Below are 16,150 nucleotides of genomic sequence, written 5' to 3'. Positions count from 1 at the left end.
GCGACGCGCACTCGCTGAGCTAGGTGGTGCCGCATGAGTAGCACCACAACAGCGTTACCCGGTAACGCGACGGAACCGCTCGGTAACACCGACACCAAGAGTGTTACCCGTTACCCGACCCCTACTGTGGGTAACACGGTAACGCTCTACGCCAACGTGTCATCGGTACTCGACGGCGACGAACCGCGCGGACTTAGGCCGACGTTCGGCGTGTGCTCCGACGGCATCGCAATCTTCTACCCCGGCCAAGTCAACGTGCTGTTCGGGGATCCAGAGAGCGGCAAAACGATGCTTGCCCTCGCGGTCGCGGTGGCGTTAATCAACGCCGGGTTACGGGTCGCAATCATCGACCTCGACCACAACGGCGCACCGGCAATCCTCGATCGACTCATCGACCTGGGAGCGGATGAGGACAAGCTACGCGACCTTGCGCACTTCCGTTACGTCGATCCTGACGACGGCGCTCACGTACTAGAAGTAGTGGGCGACCTCCTGGCGTGGGGCGTGGACTTTGTGCTGGTGGACTCACTAGGCGAGCTCATCCCGGCATTTGGTGGCGCGAGCAATAGCCCAGACGATTACACCCGCGTTCACGGCCTCGTTCTAAAGCCGCTTGCCAAGGGTGGTGCATGCGTCGTAGGCATTGACCACCTAGCCAAAAACACCGAATCACGGGCGATGGGAGCCACCGGCACCGCAGCGAAGAAACGAGCCGTTGGCGGCAGCATGTTGCGTGTCACGGTCGCGGACGCGTTCACACCGGGCAAAGGTGGCGCGGCCCATGTCACCATCGCCAAGGACCGCCACGGCGGTTTGCGTAAGCACCGACCCACCGGCGACAAAGAGCCACTGGCAGCAACGTTCACCATGTCCGGCGACTACGACAACCCGTGGTCGCTCATCGCACCAGCGGCAGGCGAACGCAACCCCACTGAGGCAGCACCAGAGGCCGACGTGGACGCCGTGCGAGCACTCAACCCCGCTCCCACATCGGTACGAGATGCCCGCTCGAGGCTCAAGTGGAACAACCAACGAACGGCAACAGCCTTCCGAGATTGGAAGCGTTACCGCGTTACCCACACAGGGGGTGCGGTAACGGGTAACACCTGCACCGCGTGCGGTGAAGTGATGACACTCACCCTCGACGGCGCAACCACCCACCCCACATGCGAGGAGATGCCATGAGCCGGCCAGCATCACAATTCACCATGCTCGGCGGCTGCGATGACTGCAATGCAACGCAGCTCATCATGGCGACGGCCCAAGGCGGCACGCGAGTGATCGTGCAACACGAGCCGTCGTGCCCCGCCAGTCGGACCACAAAAGCGAGCAGGCCATGACCACCGAATATCGCACCCCACTCGCCCCAACAGTGGGATTCACCGCCCATGGCGTTTACGTCCTGTGCCCTTACTGCGGTGACGAGCACCAACACCTGGTCGACATCGGGCGTGGAACTCGCGCCAGATACCACCACCGCATCGCGGTCTGTGAAGAACAGAAGCCGTTAGCGAAGGCGCGGACCTACCGCGTACTTGTTTCGGCCTACAGCCCCTTGGAAGGAAAACGACTATGACCGACAACGCCGAGCGACAGTTCGCGGCCCAGTTGTTTGGGAACGCCGCGGACGCACCACAGGCGGAACCACCACCAGCCCGAGGCGGACCTTACGTCCCGCAGCAGGGCAACCCCGTGGAGACACCGTCCAGCCCAGAGCAAGACATGCGGGTATTCACCGCGAACATGTTCGGTCGCAAGGATGCAGGCGGCGTCTACCAATGAGCCGCGGCGAACGATCTACACAACCAACCAGAAACGCAACTACAGGAGACACCATGAGCAACCCCCACGCAGTCAACGCCAACATCAGCGTCGTTGAGAACTACCTGCACCGCGCCGGCGTCGACATGCCGAGCACCTACCTCGAGGCCACCGAGCGCGCCGGCCAGCTCGCCGCAATGGCAACCCCGCCAACCCGCGCCGACGTCGCCCGAGCCGTCAGCGACGCACTCGCAGACGGCAAAGACCCCGCGAAGTCCGCAACAGTCAAGGACATGCTCACGCGCATCGACCTCGCGGCACCGGACATCGCGTCACACCTCGCAACTGAGGCGGTCGCTATCCGGCTCGAGGCGCTCACCAACAGCGCCGACGAGATCGTCGCAAGCCTGGTGCCCATCGTCGAGGACTGCGACGCGCGAATCCAGGCCGCAAGCGCGCGAGGCATTAAGGACTTCACCGAAGTCCACTCCAGCCGACCTGGAGACATGCAAGCGCTAGGCGAAGCCAAGCAAGCACTCGCCACGCTCGGAGACATCGTTACCGCCTACAAGCACCTCGCCCTGGCCACCGGACTCGCGAAGCTCAGCCCCGAGAACGATGTACTGATCCTCGCCGGCCCGCACAAGGACGAGGCTCACCCCGGTAAGCACGACGCGCTGATCCCAGCCCAGCAGGCGCGACCGTTGTCCCTCGCCACATTCGCCGAGTACACCGAGCGGCGCAAGGCACGTCTCGAGCTGCGCGACACACTCGCCAAGAAGTACGAGGCCGAGCAAGAGCGCGTCAACCGACAGGCCTACGCGTCATCGCCTGGCTCGTACCGTGCCTAGCCACTGACGTAACCAAAGTGGCCGTGTCGGTGTTGAGCAGGCACCGGCACGGCCACAACGGTTCCTTTACCAAAGATTGACCCCCCAGGGGGGAGTACCCCACCAAGAGGGCCACGCGCTCACCCCTGGCACTAAGACTTTCACACACGGAACTTTCAGAACGGCCTTGCCCTGAGAAACGTCAAGGTCGAGTAAACGCTTGGTCACAACAGAACTCGGGGTTAAGCCCCCCGAATCACACCTCAAGAGGCCTCCGCACCCCTCACATAAGGAGCAACAACATGGCTGAAGTTGGCAAGGCCGAACTCACAATTATCCCGTCCTTTAAGGGCGGTCAGAAGGCGCTCGAGAAGCAACTGTCTATCTCGAGTACGGGCGCAGTCAATGCGTCTGGCAAGCAGGCTGGTGGCGCGTTCCTTGGCGGCATGAAGTCGATCATTGGCCCAGCGGCTGCGGTGTTGAGTGCTGGTGTGGCGGTCGACTTCGCCAAGGGTGCCATCGACGAGGCGTCCAGCCTGGGCGAGTCGGTCAACGCACTCGACGTCATCTACGGCGACTTGGGCAAGACGGTCAACAGCGTCGGCGAAGATGCGGCCAGGAACCTTGGTCTATCTAACCTGGACTTCAATCAGCTCGCGGTTCAGTTCTCGGGATTCTCCAAGACCATCGCGGGCGATGGCGGCGACGTCGTTGACACGCTCGAATCGATCACGGGGCGTGCTGCTGACTTCGCGTCAGTCGTAGACCTGGACGTCGCTGAGGCCGCGCAGCTCTTCCAGTCGGCGCTTGCCGGCGAGTCTGAGCCTCTGCGTAAGTACAGCATCGACGTGTCCGCTGCTGCGGTCGATGCGTTCGCTTACGCCGAGGGCATCGCCAAGACGGGCGAGAAACTGACCGAAGCACAGAAGGTGCAGGCCCGTTACGGCGTCATCATGAAGGAGACCTCCAAGACGCAGGGCGACTTCGCGAACACGTCGGACTCGTTGGCTAACTCTCAGCGCATCCTCACCGCGGAGTGGGACAACATGCGCGCCGAGTTGGGCGAGAAGCTGCTGCCTGTCATGACGGACGTCACGGGCTGGCTGCTCGACGACGGTCTACCGGCGCTGCAGGGATTCGTTAACGACCTGGACGACCCGGCGACAACCATCGGCTCCATCGTGGAGTCGCTGACAAAGGTGGGCGAGGCGGGTGCTGGCGCGCTGACTTCCCTCTGGGATGTGGTTGGCGATGACGTTACGGGCGGAATCGCAACGGGCGCGGACTATGCAGCCGACCTGCTCGAGGGCTTAACTAACGTCCTGGACGCCGGCGAAGAGGGCGGCATGGAAGGCGCTCTCGCGCAGGCGGCGAAAGAGGGCGGGAACCTCTCTGATTGGGCGGCGTCGGGAGACAGCGCCGGCCAGAAGTTCGTCGGCGCAATCGACGCGGTATTCGCGGCTCACTTCGGCGGCAGCTTCTGGGGCGACTGGCTGGATGGCGCGCAGGGAATCCTGGGCGACTTCCAAGAGGGCAAGCCGGTCGTCACTGTCACGCCGGGCGCGCCACGGCCACCCGCAAATGACGACATCGCCCCGATCACCGCGTCTCTGCCCAATGGTGCGATTCGGCCCGATGGGTCTATCGGCCCGGTCGGTGCGGCTGGCGGCACGACTCAGGGCAGCAGCGCGGGTAACACCATCGTCAACATCGGCGTGGTGAACGCATCCGACACCAAAGACATTGTGACCAAGGCCCAAGCGACCGCCAAGACAAACTCGTGGTCGGGTTCACGCGGCATCGACCCCCGACTAACGAGGTAGGAGACGACGTGACACTTTCGAACCCCGATACCCGAACCCAAGTGAACTGGGGCAACTACCCGCCCATCTTTAGGCGGCTCATTGAGGAAGAGACGGACGCCGGCAACGTCGGCACCCTCGGCGTGTACCTCGAGACGTGGCAGCGTGCTCGGGACCGCGGCGACAAGCCTGCATTGCTCGCGTATCTCGAGGAAGCACGGGAGCTCGCGCGCGAAAATCTCGCAGCATGGGAAGGCCGACTGACGGGCTAACCGACGCCGGTAGCCGCACACAAACTTCAATGGCGTTCCTGCCCGGTGACGGCTAGGTAGGAGCGCCATTGTTGCCTTGAACACAGGAGCGCCCCCACGTAGCCATTAGGCCGCGTGGGGGCGCTTCGTGCTTTCTAGCGCGGTAGCAACTCAGACGGCTCTACGCCCAGGGCAACCGCTCGTCGGGATAGATCCGCGAGAGATAGCGTCGGTGATGCGATGTCCTGCTCGGTGATTCTGTTCATGATTCCTCCTGTTGGTTGAGCGCCGAGACCACCCCGACGCGGTTGTGCTGTTGAGACTGGTCTACGCCCCAGGACTGACACCGGGCCAACTGCAACGGCTCGGAGGGCATAGCCCAGGTTCGTCAAGACCCCTCCCCAGAGTTTGCCCACGAACCACTTCCCCGTATCGCGTCAGGCCAACGCCAGTAGACACGGCCTCAATGAGAGCGTGTCTGGCATCGGACCTCGCGCACACCCTGATCAGGAAGTACGAACGCACGAGGCGGGAGGCCGGTCACGCTCCATTTACCGGGCGTCTCGTTTGGCGGCTGAGACGTAGAGAAAGCGCCGAGGACTAGAGGCCCTGCACCGCCACCAGGCAAGCCGCCTGGGAGCGATACAGGAGCCGCTAGACGGGGCGAATCGTGAACGCGTCCGGCCCCATGCCCTTGACGTGATGGGGGACGCAGTTCACGACCATGTCGTCAACGCGTAGCGCGTCGAGCGAGGCGACCGTCCGGCGCTGGTGGGCCGCGCACATGAGGAAGTGGCACCCGCAAGTGATCGTGACGACGGCGACGGCGGGGGAATTGTCCCCACACTCGCACACGGCCTCATTGTCAAGCAGGGCTTCCATCTGTATGTCGTACAGCGGGGCGACGTTGGTCGCGGTAGATTTAGGCATTGGCGGGCTCCTGTTAGCTCGTCAGCCCGTCCGGTGCGCAAACACCGAGGCGGGCATCTTTCGTTTAACTAGGAGTTAACTAGGCGGGCAATGCTCAAACTGGGCAAATACCCTGGTAGACGGATTCTCCGAGAGATTCCCGGCATCTCCACCATTCTGTCGCTTTTGAGGACAGATCATCCCTGTTGTTACGACGAAGGCCCCGACTCATTCGAGTCGGGGCCTTCGTCGTTGCCTCCTAGTGTCTAGGAAGGCCGATGCGGCGGCGTAGCAACAGCGCGGCGCCCGTGAGCGTCAGCGCCGCGGCGATGGCGATCATCCAGTCGATGTTGTCCGCCCCGGTGGTAGCCAAGACGGCTTGGACCGTGACGTCTGTCGAAGCGGTGACCGATGCCCCCGTGACGACGATCTGGTGGGCGCCCACGGCGGTGTCCGTGGGGACCGTGACGGTCGTGGAGAAGGCTCCAGTCGCATCGGCAAGGATGGTCGCGAGAATGACTGGGTCCGAGTGAAGCTCGACGGTCAGGGCCTCGCTGGGGTCGAATCCTGTGCCGGACACGACGAACGCTACTCCGGGCGTGACAGTCGCCGGGGCGGTCACGGTGGGCACGTTTGCCGTGTACTGGGCGTACAGCGTGATGTTGGCGTCGACGGTGTCGGTGGCGAAGTCCCATTCGGTGCCGCCGGTGGCCGCGTCGAACCAGCCGGTGAAGGCGTGGCCCGTCCAGGTGGGGTCTGTCGGGGCTGTTGCGGCGCTGCCCCACGCGGCGTCCTGGGTGGTGGTGGCGTCGCCGTTGCCGGGCTCGAACGTCACGGTGTGCTGGTCGAGGGACCACTGGGCGTACAGCGTGATGTTGGCATCAACCGTGTCGGTGGCGAAGTCCCATTCGGTGCCGTCGGTGGCCGCGTCGAACCAGCCGGTGAAGGCGTGGCCCGTCCAGGTGGGGTCTGTCGGGGCTGTTGCTGCGCTGCCCCACGCTGCATCCTGGGTGGTGGTGGCGTCGCCGTTGCCGGGCTCGAACGTCACGGTGTGCTGGTCGAGGGACCACTGGGCGTACAGGGTGATGTTGGCATCAACCGTGTCGGTGGCGAAGTCCCATTCGGTGCCGTCGGTGGCTGCGTCGAACCAGCCGGAAAGGGTGTGGCCCGACCAGGCTGGGGCGGTGGGGGTGGTCGCGAGGTCGCCGTAAGCAACAGTCTGGTCGCTTGGAGCCGGGCTGCCGCTAGTGGGGTCGAACGTCATAGTCTGCGGGTCGCCGAGCCACTGCGCGGAGACCGTCGTGGCACCCGAGGTTGATGCGGGGAACGTGGAGGTAGGTGCACCGCCGGCTACTGAGTCCAACCATCCGGCGAACGTGTAGTTGGCGCGGGTGGGGTCGGAGAATGCTGACGCCGATATCGACGAGACCGGGCCGCCAAACTTGACCGAGGTCACCGCGTTTGCGGCAAAAGCACTGGCGCCGATGGCGTCAAGGCCGGTACTGGTGGCGAAGTCGAGCACACCGAGATCGTTGTCGTAGAACGCCTTAATGCCGAGGCTCTCGACGCTGGTGGGCAGCGTCAAGGACGTCACGCCGGCTCGGTTGAAAGCAGATTCATTGATGCTGGTGAGGCCCGTGTTTGCCCCGAGGTCCAGCGCGCCGAGATTGTTGCTAGCGAACGCCGAGTTGCCGATGCTTTGGATGCTGGTGGGCAGCGTGAGGGCCGTCAACCCCGCGTTTGAAAACGCCGAGCCACCAATGGTGGTGAGGCTCGTGTGTGCGCCGAGGTCCAGCACACCAAGATCGTTAAGGCCGAACGCCGATCCGCCGATGCTCTCGATGCTGGTGGGCAGTTCGAGGGCCGTCACGCCGGCATTGTTAAACGCCGCGCCACCAATGGTGGTGAGGCTCGTGTGTGCGCCGAGGTCTAGCGCGCCGACTTCGTTACTAGCGAACGCTTGAGTGCCGACGCTTTTGATGGTGGCGGGTAACTTCAGGGACGTCACGCCAGACGACAAAAATGCGGACGTCCCGATGCTCGTGAAGTTCGTGTTCGCGCTGAGGTCGAGTGCGCCGAGCTCGTTCCAGTAGAACGCCTGAGTGCCGACGCTTTCGATGCTGGCGGGCAGTTTCAAGGATGTCGTGCTGCCAAGGAAGAAAGCGAGGTCGCCGATGGTGGTGAGGTTCGTGTTTGCGCTGAGGTCGAGCTCGCCGAGCTTGGTTTGTTGGAACGCACTAGTGCCGATGCTCTCGATGGTGATCGGCAACTTCAGGGATGTCACTCCGGCGGCGTAAAAGACCTCGTCGCCGATGCTGGTGAGGTTCGTGTTTGCGCTGAGGTCGAGCGCGCCGAATCTGTTTCCTCGGAATGCCGCAGTGCCGATGCTTTCGACGCTGGGGGGCAGCTTCAGGGAGGTCAAGAAACTAGCTTTGAAGGCGCTGTCGCCGATGCTGGTGAGGTTCGTGTTCGCGCTGAGGTCGAGGTCGCCGAGATAATTGCCCTGGAACGCCGCAGTGCCGATGCTTTCGATGCTGGTGGGCAGCGTCAGGGACGTCATGAGAATGGAATTAAGCGCGAAGGCCCCTATCGCGGTGACGGGGTTGCCGTTGCCGTCAGAGGCGGGGATCTCGATAACCGGGCCGCAATTCTGAAGGCCGACCTTGCACCCCGTCACGGTGGCTTCGCCGCCACTCACCGTGAAGCTCCATACCTCGCCAGCTGCAGACGCGGCCGGGGCCACGACTAGGGCGGCGACGGCGGCGATGGTGGCGGCCGCGATGAGTCGTGACAAGCGCATGTGTTTCCTCCCAAGGGTGCCGCACGCCAGTGCGCAGCATCTGTGCAGAGACTACAGCTGCCCGAACCCCTCTGACTACCAGGAAGAACGGGCCTCAGGAGGTACTACGAACGGAAGCGGTTCACCATCGGGCAGTCGAACGGGTCGCGGGCCTGGAGGCCAACGCGGTTCAGGTAGTCGATGACGATACCGTAGGACTCGAACAGGCCGGCCTCGGTGTACTTCACGTCGTGCGCCTTGCAGTGCTCCATGGTCAGCTCGCGGGCCTTGGCCAGGTGCGGGCGCGCCATGTTGGGGAACAGGTGGTGCTCGATCTGGTAGTTCAGGCCGCCCATGAAGATGGTCATGAACCACCCGCCGCGAACGTTGCGCGACGTCAGGACCTGCTTGGAGAAGAAGTCGATCTTGGCATCGGCCGGGATGATCGCCATGCCCTTGTGGTTGGGGGCGAAAGACGCGCCCATGTAGACGCCGAAGACGGCCATCTGCACCGCGACGAAGGCGAAGGCCATGCCCACCGGCAGGAACAGGAAGAGGGGGATCAGGTAGATCGCGAAGTGCGCGACGATCAGCGACAGCTCGGTCCACTTCTGCTTGGTGGTGCCAAAGCGGAACAGCGAGTCGATGGACCTGAAGTGAAGGTTGTAGCCCTCGAACGTCAGCAGCGGGAAGAACAGGTAGCCCTGCTTGCGCGTGATCGCCGCGAGCAGTCCGGTGGCCTCGCGGGCGTCCTCGTCGACAAAGGAGATGGTGTCCTTCTCGATGTCGGGGTCCTTGCCCTGAATGTTGGGGCTCTGGTGGTGACGCGAGTGCTTGTTCATCCACCACTGGTAGCTGATGCCCACTGCGAGCGTCGAGACCCAGCGGCCCAGCACGTCGTTCTTGGGGCCCGAGTTGAGGATCACGCGGTGCGAGGCCTCGTGGCCGACGAACGCGGCCTGAGTCAGCCACAGGCCGAGCAACGCGGCCATGGCGAGCTGCCACCAGGAGTCGCCCAGCAGGACGATCCCGGTGATGATGCCGCCGAGAGTCAGCAGCAGTGCCACGGCAGTGCCAATGTAGAACGCGTAGTGCCGGCGGAGCAGACCCAGGTCGCGCACCGTCATGGCGAGCTCGGTGAACGTCGAGGTGATGTTGTTCACGGGGAACGGCCACGTCGTCACTGTCGCGGTGGGGGCAAAGTCTGCTGAAGGTGTGGCCGGTTTCGGCATGTTACTCCTGAGAGGTCGGACTACGACTTCTCAGTCGAAGACTGGGTGTGGCACCCACGGTTCAGATGGGGTGAGACACCCGCGGTTCATTTGGCCCAATCCTACGGTGCCGTAGGTTAGATATCTAGTGCCGAACGCGCGCTTTGTCAAAGTCGCCCCATTACGTGGGGTGAAACGACACGTTTCCTCATTTGCGGCGAACATTCGGCGGCCGATGCCCCGTGTGGTTACGCTCTTGCCATGACTTTAGCGATTATCGCCACCATCGGCGGGCTCGGTGTTCTCGCGTGGAGCGCGGACAAATTTGTCCTCGGGGCGTCCAACGTCGCGAGGTACCTGGGAATGGCGCCGCTGCTGATCGGCATGCTGGTGATTGGCTTCGGCACGTCAGCGCCGGAGATGGTCGTCTCAACGTTCGCGGCACTCGACGGCAGCCCTGAGCTAGCGCTGGGTAACGCGCTGGGATCCAACATCGCGAACATCGGGCTGGTTCTCGGTGTGACCGCGATCCTGTTGCCCATCCTGGTGCACCGCGGGATTCTGCGTAAGGAACTGCCCGTCTTGCTCGCGGCGACGGGCGTCGCGTGGCTGCTGATGCTAGACGGCTCCATCTCGACGGCGGACGCGGCCGTCCTGCTACTCCTGCTGGTGGTCCTGGTCGCCTGGTCCGTGGTGTCCGCACGCTCGCACAGCGAGGATCACCTGGCCCAAGAGGTCGCAATCGAGACGGATCCGGGCAAGCTCAGCAAGCGGGCGGCGTGGATCTGGCTCGCCGTAGGCTTCATCCTCCTGCTGGTGGGCTCGCGAATCCTGGTGTGGGGCGCGGTGGAGATCGCGCAGTCGCTCGGCTGGTCGGACCTGGTCATTGGGCTGACGGTGGTCGCCATCGGCACGTCCGCGCCGGAGTTGGCGGCCTCAATCGCCGCCGCGCGCAAGGGCGAGAACGAGCTGGCACTGGGCAACATCATCGGCTCCAACCTCTTCAACACGCTGGGAGTCATCGGCATCGCGGGAGTGATCGCGCCCATCACGGTGGACAGCGAGATCCTGACCCGGGACCTGCCTGCGGTCGCCATCATGACGCTGCTGCTGGTCGCGTTCGCCTGGGGGCGCAAGGGGCGCGGCCGTATCAACAGGATCGAGGGCTCCATCCTGTTGGTGTGTTGGCTTAGTTACACCGTGCTCGTTCTGGTGACTGCGGGTTAGCAACGCCGTATAACCTGGCGCAATGAGCGACGCGAGCCCCGCAGCGGCCACTAGCCAGGGCGGCCTGACGCCGGCTATCTCGCTGCGCGGCCTCACCAAACGTTTTGGCGCGACGCTCGCGGTTGACGCCATCGACCTGGACATCCCGTCGGGTTCGTTCTACGGGGTGGTGGGCCCCAACGGTGCCGGCAAGACCACCGCGCTATCGATGGCGACGGGCCTGCTGACGCCCGATGCGGGCACGGCCTTGATCCATGGCGTGGACCTGTGGGCCAGTCCCGATTCCGCTAAGCGGATGCTCGGGGTGCTCCCCGACGGGCTGCACAGCTTTGATCGCCTCACCGGCGCCGAGCTGATCTCGTACGCCGGGCTGCTGCGCGGACTCGATCGCGAGACCGTGCTGGCGCGACGGGACGACCTGCTGGCGGCGTTGGACCTCGAGGGTGCGGGGCGCACGCTCGTCACCGACTACTCAGCCGGCATGACCAAGAAGATCTCCTTGGCGTGCGCGCTGGTCCACGCGCCGCGGGTGCTAGTGCTGGACGAGCCCTTCGAGGCGGTGGACCCAGTCTCCGCCGGCGCGATCCGCCGCATCCTCACCGCCTTCGTGGAATCGGGTGGGACCGTGGTGATGTCCTCCCACGTGATGGCGCTGGTTGAGCGACTGTGCGACCGCGTAGCCGTGATCGGCTCGGGCCGCATCCTGGCCGAGGGCAGCCTCGACGAGGTGCGCGACGGGCGCGAGCTCGAGGAGCGGTTCGTCGACCTCATCGGCGACGTGGCGGACCAGCGGGACCTGGCGTGGTTGCGGCAGTCCTAGCGATCAAGTTCCGCACGCAGCGGCACGTCCTGGAGCGTGAGCGGTGGCGGATACTGATCGTCGCGAGCGGGGCAGTGTGGGCGCTCGTGTTGCTGCCGTGGGCCGTCTTTGGCGCCAATGCCCTGGCGGGACAGTCGGGAGACCTGCGCGCCAACGCGCTGGTGATCATCGCCTTCCTCAGTGCGCTCGGCTGGGTCGTAGTTCCCATCCTGGTCACGGGCCTGGACGACACGCTCGAGCCGGGCAGGTTTGCGCTGCTGGGCCTGAGCGCGCGGCGCATCATGCCGGGGCTCACCGTGGCGGCGATGCTGACCATCCCCTTCGCCTTCTTCGCGGCGATCTTCCTGATCCTGACCTCCGCCTGGCGCGACGAAGGCGCGGGGACGATGCTCGTGGCTATCGTTGGTGCGGCGCTCACCGTGGTGTCGCTGGTGTTCGGCGCCCGCGTCGCCGCCATGTGGGGCACACGCGTGCTCGCCTCCCGGCGCGCTAGGGGAGCGGCCGTGGTGATGATCGTGTTGACGCTCGCGCTGGTGGCGCCGCTGGGCTGGCTGCTCTTTAGCGAGGGCCTCGACTCCGTGCTCGAGCACGACCTGCCGGTGTTCCTGAACCAACTCGCCGTCACGCCCATCGGGGCGGGGATGGCGGCGCCGTACGCGGTCATGCTGGGGGACTGGTGGGGTGCCGCCTGGCGCTTGGGCGAGGTGGCGCTGTGGGTGGGCGTGCTGTGGGGAGCGTGGCGCGCGAATGTGGCGTACGCGCTTGTCAACCCGCGCTTTCGCGGGGCGGGCACGCGTCGCAGGGACGACACCGTCATTGCGTCGGCCCGCAGGCACGCGGTGCGCGAGGCGCGGACCCCCGCGTGGGCGCGCACCTTGCTGCCGCGACGCTCCACGGTGGCGCACGCGGTCCGCGCTCGGCTGCTGCGGTACTGGTTCTCCGATCCGCGCTACCTGGCCAACATGCTCGGCGTGCTGGCCTTCCCGGTGGTCTTCCTCGCGCTCGTTATGCCGGTGGCGGGGCTCGACGCACGCTGGTCCTTCGTGGCTCCGGTGCTGCTCGCGGCGTCCATCGGCTGGGGGCGCCACAACGACCTGGCCTACGACTCGAGCGCGCTGTGGCTCGATGTGGTCTCCGGTCGCGTCGGGGTCGCCGTGATGCGCGGGCGGATGTCCGCGGTGCTCGCCTGGGCGCTGCCCGCCACCCTGGTTGCGTGCGCGGCGGTTTTGCTGTGGAGCGGGCTGTGGGAGATTTCAGCCGCGTTGGTCGGCGCGTGTGTCGGCGTCCTCGGGCTCACGCTCGGGGTCTCCGCGCTGTCGAGCGTGGTGTTTCCCTACCGGGCGCCGGCGCCCGGGGAGAACCCCTTGGGCGCGGAGGTGGGTTCGGTGGGTGCCGCGCTGGTAGCCCAGCTGGCGTCCTCCGCCGCGACCGTGGTGCTCTTGCCGCTGGTGATACTGCCGCTGGCGCTCGCCCTGGTGGTGGATCCGCGCTGGGCCTGGCTCGCGTGCATCGCCGGCTTCGGCATCGGCCCCGCGGCGTACATTGCGGGAGTGCGCTACGCGGGCCGGATGTACGACGCCCGCGCGGGCGCGCTCCTAAGCGCGGTGACCTGACCCAGGCAGGTCCGATGCGCGCACCGCGCAGCGCTGCACCACTCGCGCTCGCCGTTCCCTTCGCGCACGTCACCACGTAATATGGTGCGCATGAGCGAGCCCATGACCCCCGCACCCCAGACCGACCTTCCCCAGGGCGGCACCGCCACCATCGAACGCACCACGACTCGCGAGTTGGCCGAGCCGGGAGACGGCGAGCGCTTCTCGCACTACGTCCGCAAGGAAAAGATCATGGAGTCCGCGATGAGCGGCGACCCCGTGATCGCGCTGTGCGGCAAGGTGTGGACGCCCGGCCGCGACCCCCAGAAGTTCCCCGTCTGCCCGCAGTGCAAGGAGATCATCGACGGTCGCTTCGGCTCCGGCGACGACGACAACTAGGGCCGCGCCCGCGACGCATCGGCTCAATGACTGGTCTGACCGCAACCTCGCCGTAGGCTTAGGGGGTGGACCCCAAGGAGCAACTCGAGCACGCGGGCAATGTGGCAACGCGCCTGGACGATGCCTGGGTCACCATCGTCTGGAACGACCCGGTGAACCTGATGAACTACGTCACTCACGTGTTCCAGTCCTACTTTGGCTTTACGCGGGCCGAGGCGGAGTCGCGCATGCATGAGGTGCACGACAACGGCAAGTCTGTGGTCTCCTCTGGCGGTCGCGAGAAGATGGAAGTGGACGTACAGGCGATGCACGGCTACGGCCTCTGGGCCACCATGCAGCGGAGCGGCGAGTGAGGGGCTTCCTCGAGCGCGACGGGGTAGCGGTTGCGGAACTCGACGAGGACGAGCGCGCCGTGGTTGCCCGCATCGTCGCAGACGTAGGACTCCTGCTGGGTGGCGAGGCCTTCGGCATGCAGGCCGAGCAGACGCGCCCGGAGCGCAGCGAGGCGGACGAGATCTTCTCGCACCTCGTGGGCCTTGAGGAGTCGCTGGCCGAGCCCTCTGACCCCGCCATACTGCGCCTGCTGCCTAACGCGGCGCCGACGGACCGCGAGGTGGCCAGCGAGTTTAGGCGGCTCACCGAGGGCGACCTGCGCGCCACGAAGGTGACGCGCCTGCGCCTGATGTGGGAGCAGCTCAGCGAGGACGGCCCGGACTGGGAGGTGCGCGAGGAGGACGCCATGGCGACCGCGGCGGCGCTCACCGACGTGCGGCTGGTGCTGGCCTCGCGACTGTCACTCGACACCGACGAGGACGCGGACAGGCTCCACACCGAGATCGAACTCGCGCAGCACGCGCTGGAAACCGACGCAGACGACGACCTCCTGGTCGACCCCGAGCGGGTCTGGCTCGGCATGCTCTACCAGGCGTTAACGTGGCTACAGGAATCGCTTATCGCGTTCGTGATGAGCATTGAGGAGCGCAAGAGCGATGAATAACGCACCCATTGGAGTGTTCGACTCGGGAGTGGGCGGGTTGACCGTCGCGCGCGCGATCATGGACATGATGCCGGCCGAGTCCATTCACTACGTGGGCGACACCGCGCACGGCCCGTACGGACCGCTGCCGATCTCCGAGGTCCGCACCCACGCGCTGGACATCATGGACGCCCTGGTCGAGGACGGCGTCAAGGTCCTCGTGATCGCGTGCAACACGGCTTCCGCTGCGGTGCTGCGCGATGCCCGCGAGCGCTTCAGCCGCGAGCGCGGAGTGCCCGTGGTCGAGGTGATTGTGCCGGCCGTGCGCCGCGCCGCCGCCCAGACCAAGTCGGGCCGCATCGGCGTCATCGGGACCACCGCGACGATCACGTCGGGGGCGTACGACGACGCGCTCGCCGCGGCGCCCGGCGTTACCGTGTACTCCCAGGCCTGCCCCGACTTTGTGCCGCTCGTCGAGAGGGGCGTCACCGGGGGCCCGGAGGTCGTGGAGGTGGCCCGCCGGTACCTGGCGCCGCTCCAGGAGGCGGACATCGACACCCTGATCCTGGGCTGCACGCACTACCCGATGCTGCAGGGCGCGATCGGCTACGTCATGGGGGAGCGGGTGACGCTGGTGGACAGCGCCACCGAGACCGCCATCGACGTGTTCCGCGCGCTGGCCGCGAACGGGCTCGAGCGGACCGCGTCGACGCCGCCCCAGCATCGGTTCTTCGCCACCGGAGAGCGCGCGGACTTCGAGGCGCACGCGCAACGGTTCCTGGGTCCAGTCGTCACCGCGGTGGAGTCGCTGGGCTCATGAGGCTGACCGTCGTGGGCTGCTCGGGCAGCGTGCCCGGACCGGCCTCGGCGGCGTCGTGCTACCTGGTCGAGGCGGACGATGCCGCGGGGCGCACCTGGAGGGTAGTGCTGGACCTGGGTTCGGGTTCGCTGGGGCCCCTGCAGCGCTACTGCGACCCGCTCGAGATAGACGCGGTGGCCATCTCCCACCTGCATCCGGACCACTGCGCGGACCTCGCTGCGCTGCACACGTATCTGTCGCATCACCCGGACGGCCCGGGGCAGACCCAGGTGTACGGGCCGTTCGGAACTGCGGCCCGGATCGACGAGTTGCGAGGCAAACGCACCCGCACCGATGCGATTATCAACGTCGCCTGGCAGGCGGGAGCTCCAGTACATGTGGGGCCCCTCACTATTACGGCCCAGCCCGTCACTCATTCGGTGCCCGCGTACGCGATGCGCATCGAGGGGCCAAGCGAGCTGCCCGCGCGAGGCAGCGCGACCATCGCCTACTCGGGCGATGCCGACGTGTGCGAGGGCCTGGCGAAGGTGGCGGCCGGGGTCGACGCGTTCCTGTGCGAGGCGAGCTTCCTTGAGGCCGACGACGCCCCCGAGGGAACGCACCTCACCGCTGCCGCGGCCGGGCGCGTGGCGCAGGCAGCCGCCTGTGACCGGCTCATCGTGACGCACCTGCCGCCGTGGACGGACCCCAACGAGACCCTGGTTGAGGTCGCGGCGCACTTCTCGGGCAGGCTCGACGTCGCGCGCCCGGGCATGCACATCGTCGTCTAGAAC

At 65.8% G+C, this 16,150-nt stretch carries 16 protein-coding genes; 13 read left to right on the top strand and 3 right to left on the bottom strand.

The window, feature by feature from the left end; all coding sequences use genetic code 11:
* Positions 1-33: 33 nt before the first annotated feature.
* The 5 genes from ACQU6B_RS09895 (at position 34) to ACQU6B_RS09875 (ending at position 4,665) form a co-directional block, all read left to right on the top strand.
* Complete coding sequence (locus tag ACQU6B_RS09895) at positions 34-1,185, top strand: hypothetical protein (protein ID WP_430867385.1); 1,152 nt, start codon at positions 34-36, stop codon at positions 1,183-1,185.
* Between the two features lie 387 nt (positions 1,186-1,572).
* The gene (locus ACQU6B_RS09890; RefSeq protein ID WP_430867384.1) at positions 1,573-1,782 is read left to right on the top strand and encodes a hypothetical protein; all 210 of its coding nucleotides are present in this window, start codon (positions 1,573-1,575) and stop codon (positions 1,780-1,782) included.
* Positions 1,783-1,835: 53 nt separating this feature from the next.
* A complete protein-coding gene (locus ACQU6B_RS09885) occupies positions 1,836-2,612 on the top strand; it encodes a hypothetical protein (protein ID WP_430867383.1) in 777 nt (258 codons plus the stop codon).
* 281 nt (positions 2,613-2,893) lie between these two features.
* Entirely contained in the window at positions 2,894-4,414 is a 1,521-nt protein-coding gene (locus tag ACQU6B_RS09880) for a hypothetical protein (protein WP_430867382.1), read from the top strand.
* Positions 4,415-4,422: 8 nt separating this feature from the next.
* On the top strand, positions 4,423-4,665 hold the full coding sequence (locus ACQU6B_RS09875) for a hypothetical protein (protein WP_430867381.1): 243 nt from the start codon (positions 4,423-4,425) through the stop codon (positions 4,663-4,665).
* A 633-nt stretch (positions 4,666-5,298) separates the two neighbouring features.
* Here ACQU6B_RS09875 and ACQU6B_RS09870 read toward each other — a convergent pair.
* The 3 genes from ACQU6B_RS09870 to ACQU6B_RS09860 form a co-directional block, all read right to left on the bottom strand.
* Entirely contained in the window at positions 5,299-5,574 is a 276-nt protein-coding gene (locus ACQU6B_RS09870; protein ID WP_430867380.1) for a hypothetical protein, read from the bottom strand.
* 238 nt (positions 5,575-5,812) lie between these two features.
* The gene (locus ACQU6B_RS09865; protein ID WP_430867379.1) at positions 5,813-8,353 is read right to left on the bottom strand and encodes a leucine-rich repeat protein; all 2,541 of its coding nucleotides are present in this window, start codon (positions 8,351-8,353) and stop codon (positions 5,813-5,815) included.
* 104 nt (positions 8,354-8,457) lie between these two features.
* Entirely contained in the window at positions 8,458-9,564 is a 1,107-nt protein-coding gene (locus tag ACQU6B_RS09860; protein WP_430867378.1) for a fatty acid desaturase family protein, read from the bottom strand.
* Between the two features lie 240 nt (positions 9,565-9,804).
* Between ACQU6B_RS09860 and ACQU6B_RS09855 the strand changes: the two genes are divergently transcribed.
* The 8 genes from ACQU6B_RS09855 (at position 9,805) to ACQU6B_RS09820 (ending at position 16,147) form a co-directional block, all read left to right on the top strand.
* Positions 9,805-10,770 carry a calcium/sodium antiporter gene (locus ACQU6B_RS09855; protein ID WP_430867377.1) on the top strand — a complete coding sequence of 322 codons (966 nt, stop codon included), beginning with the start codon at positions 9,805-9,807 and terminating at the stop codon, positions 10,768-10,770.
* A gap of 22 nt (positions 10,771-10,792) precedes the next feature.
* Positions 10,793-11,590 (top strand): ABC transporter ATP-binding protein, encoded by a 798-nt coding sequence (locus tag ACQU6B_RS09850; protein ID WP_430867376.1) that lies wholly within the window; start codon positions 10,793-10,795, stop codon positions 11,588-11,590.
* Complete coding sequence (locus ACQU6B_RS09845; RefSeq protein WP_430867375.1) at positions 11,572-13,203, top strand: hypothetical protein; 1,632 nt, start codon at positions 11,572-11,574, stop codon at positions 13,201-13,203. Before ACQU6B_RS09850 ends, ACQU6B_RS09845 begins: the two co-directional genes overlap by 19 nt.
* A gap of 90 nt (positions 13,204-13,293) precedes the next feature.
* Entirely contained in the window at positions 13,294-13,581 is a 288-nt protein-coding gene (locus tag ACQU6B_RS09840; RefSeq protein ID WP_430867374.1) for a DUF3039 domain-containing protein, read from the top strand.
* A gap of 65 nt (positions 13,582-13,646) precedes the next feature.
* The gene (gene clpS / locus ACQU6B_RS09835) at positions 13,647-13,934 is read left to right on the top strand and encodes an ATP-dependent Clp protease adapter ClpS (RefSeq protein ID WP_430867373.1); all 288 of its coding nucleotides are present in this window, start codon (positions 13,647-13,649) and stop codon (positions 13,932-13,934) included.
* Positions 13,931-14,578, top strand: coding sequence for a DUF2017 family protein (locus tag ACQU6B_RS09830; RefSeq protein WP_430867372.1), 648 nt, complete (start codon positions 13,931-13,933; stop codon positions 14,576-14,578). The genes clpS and ACQU6B_RS09830 overlap by 4 nt, the downstream gene beginning before the upstream one ends.
* Positions 14,571-15,377 (top strand): glutamate racemase, encoded by an 807-nt coding sequence (murI, locus tag ACQU6B_RS09825; RefSeq protein ID WP_430867371.1) that lies wholly within the window; start codon positions 14,571-14,573, stop codon positions 15,375-15,377. Before ACQU6B_RS09830 ends, murI begins: the two co-directional genes overlap by 8 nt.
* On the top strand, positions 15,374-16,147 hold the full coding sequence (locus ACQU6B_RS09820) for an MBL fold metallo-hydrolase (protein ID WP_430867370.1): 774 nt from the start codon (positions 15,374-15,376) through the stop codon (positions 16,145-16,147). Before murI ends, ACQU6B_RS09820 begins: the two co-directional genes overlap by 4 nt.
* The last annotated feature ends 3 nt before the right edge of the window (positions 16,148-16,150 follow it).

Source organism: Demequina aurantiaca (assembly GCF_050598105.1).
GTDB classification, from domain to species: domain Bacteria; phylum Actinomycetota; class Actinomycetes; order Actinomycetales; family Demequinaceae; genus Demequina; species Demequina aurantiaca_A.
The sequence above is the reverse complement of the archived record's forward strand: the minus strand, read 5'-3'. Positions and strand labels throughout refer to the sequence as shown.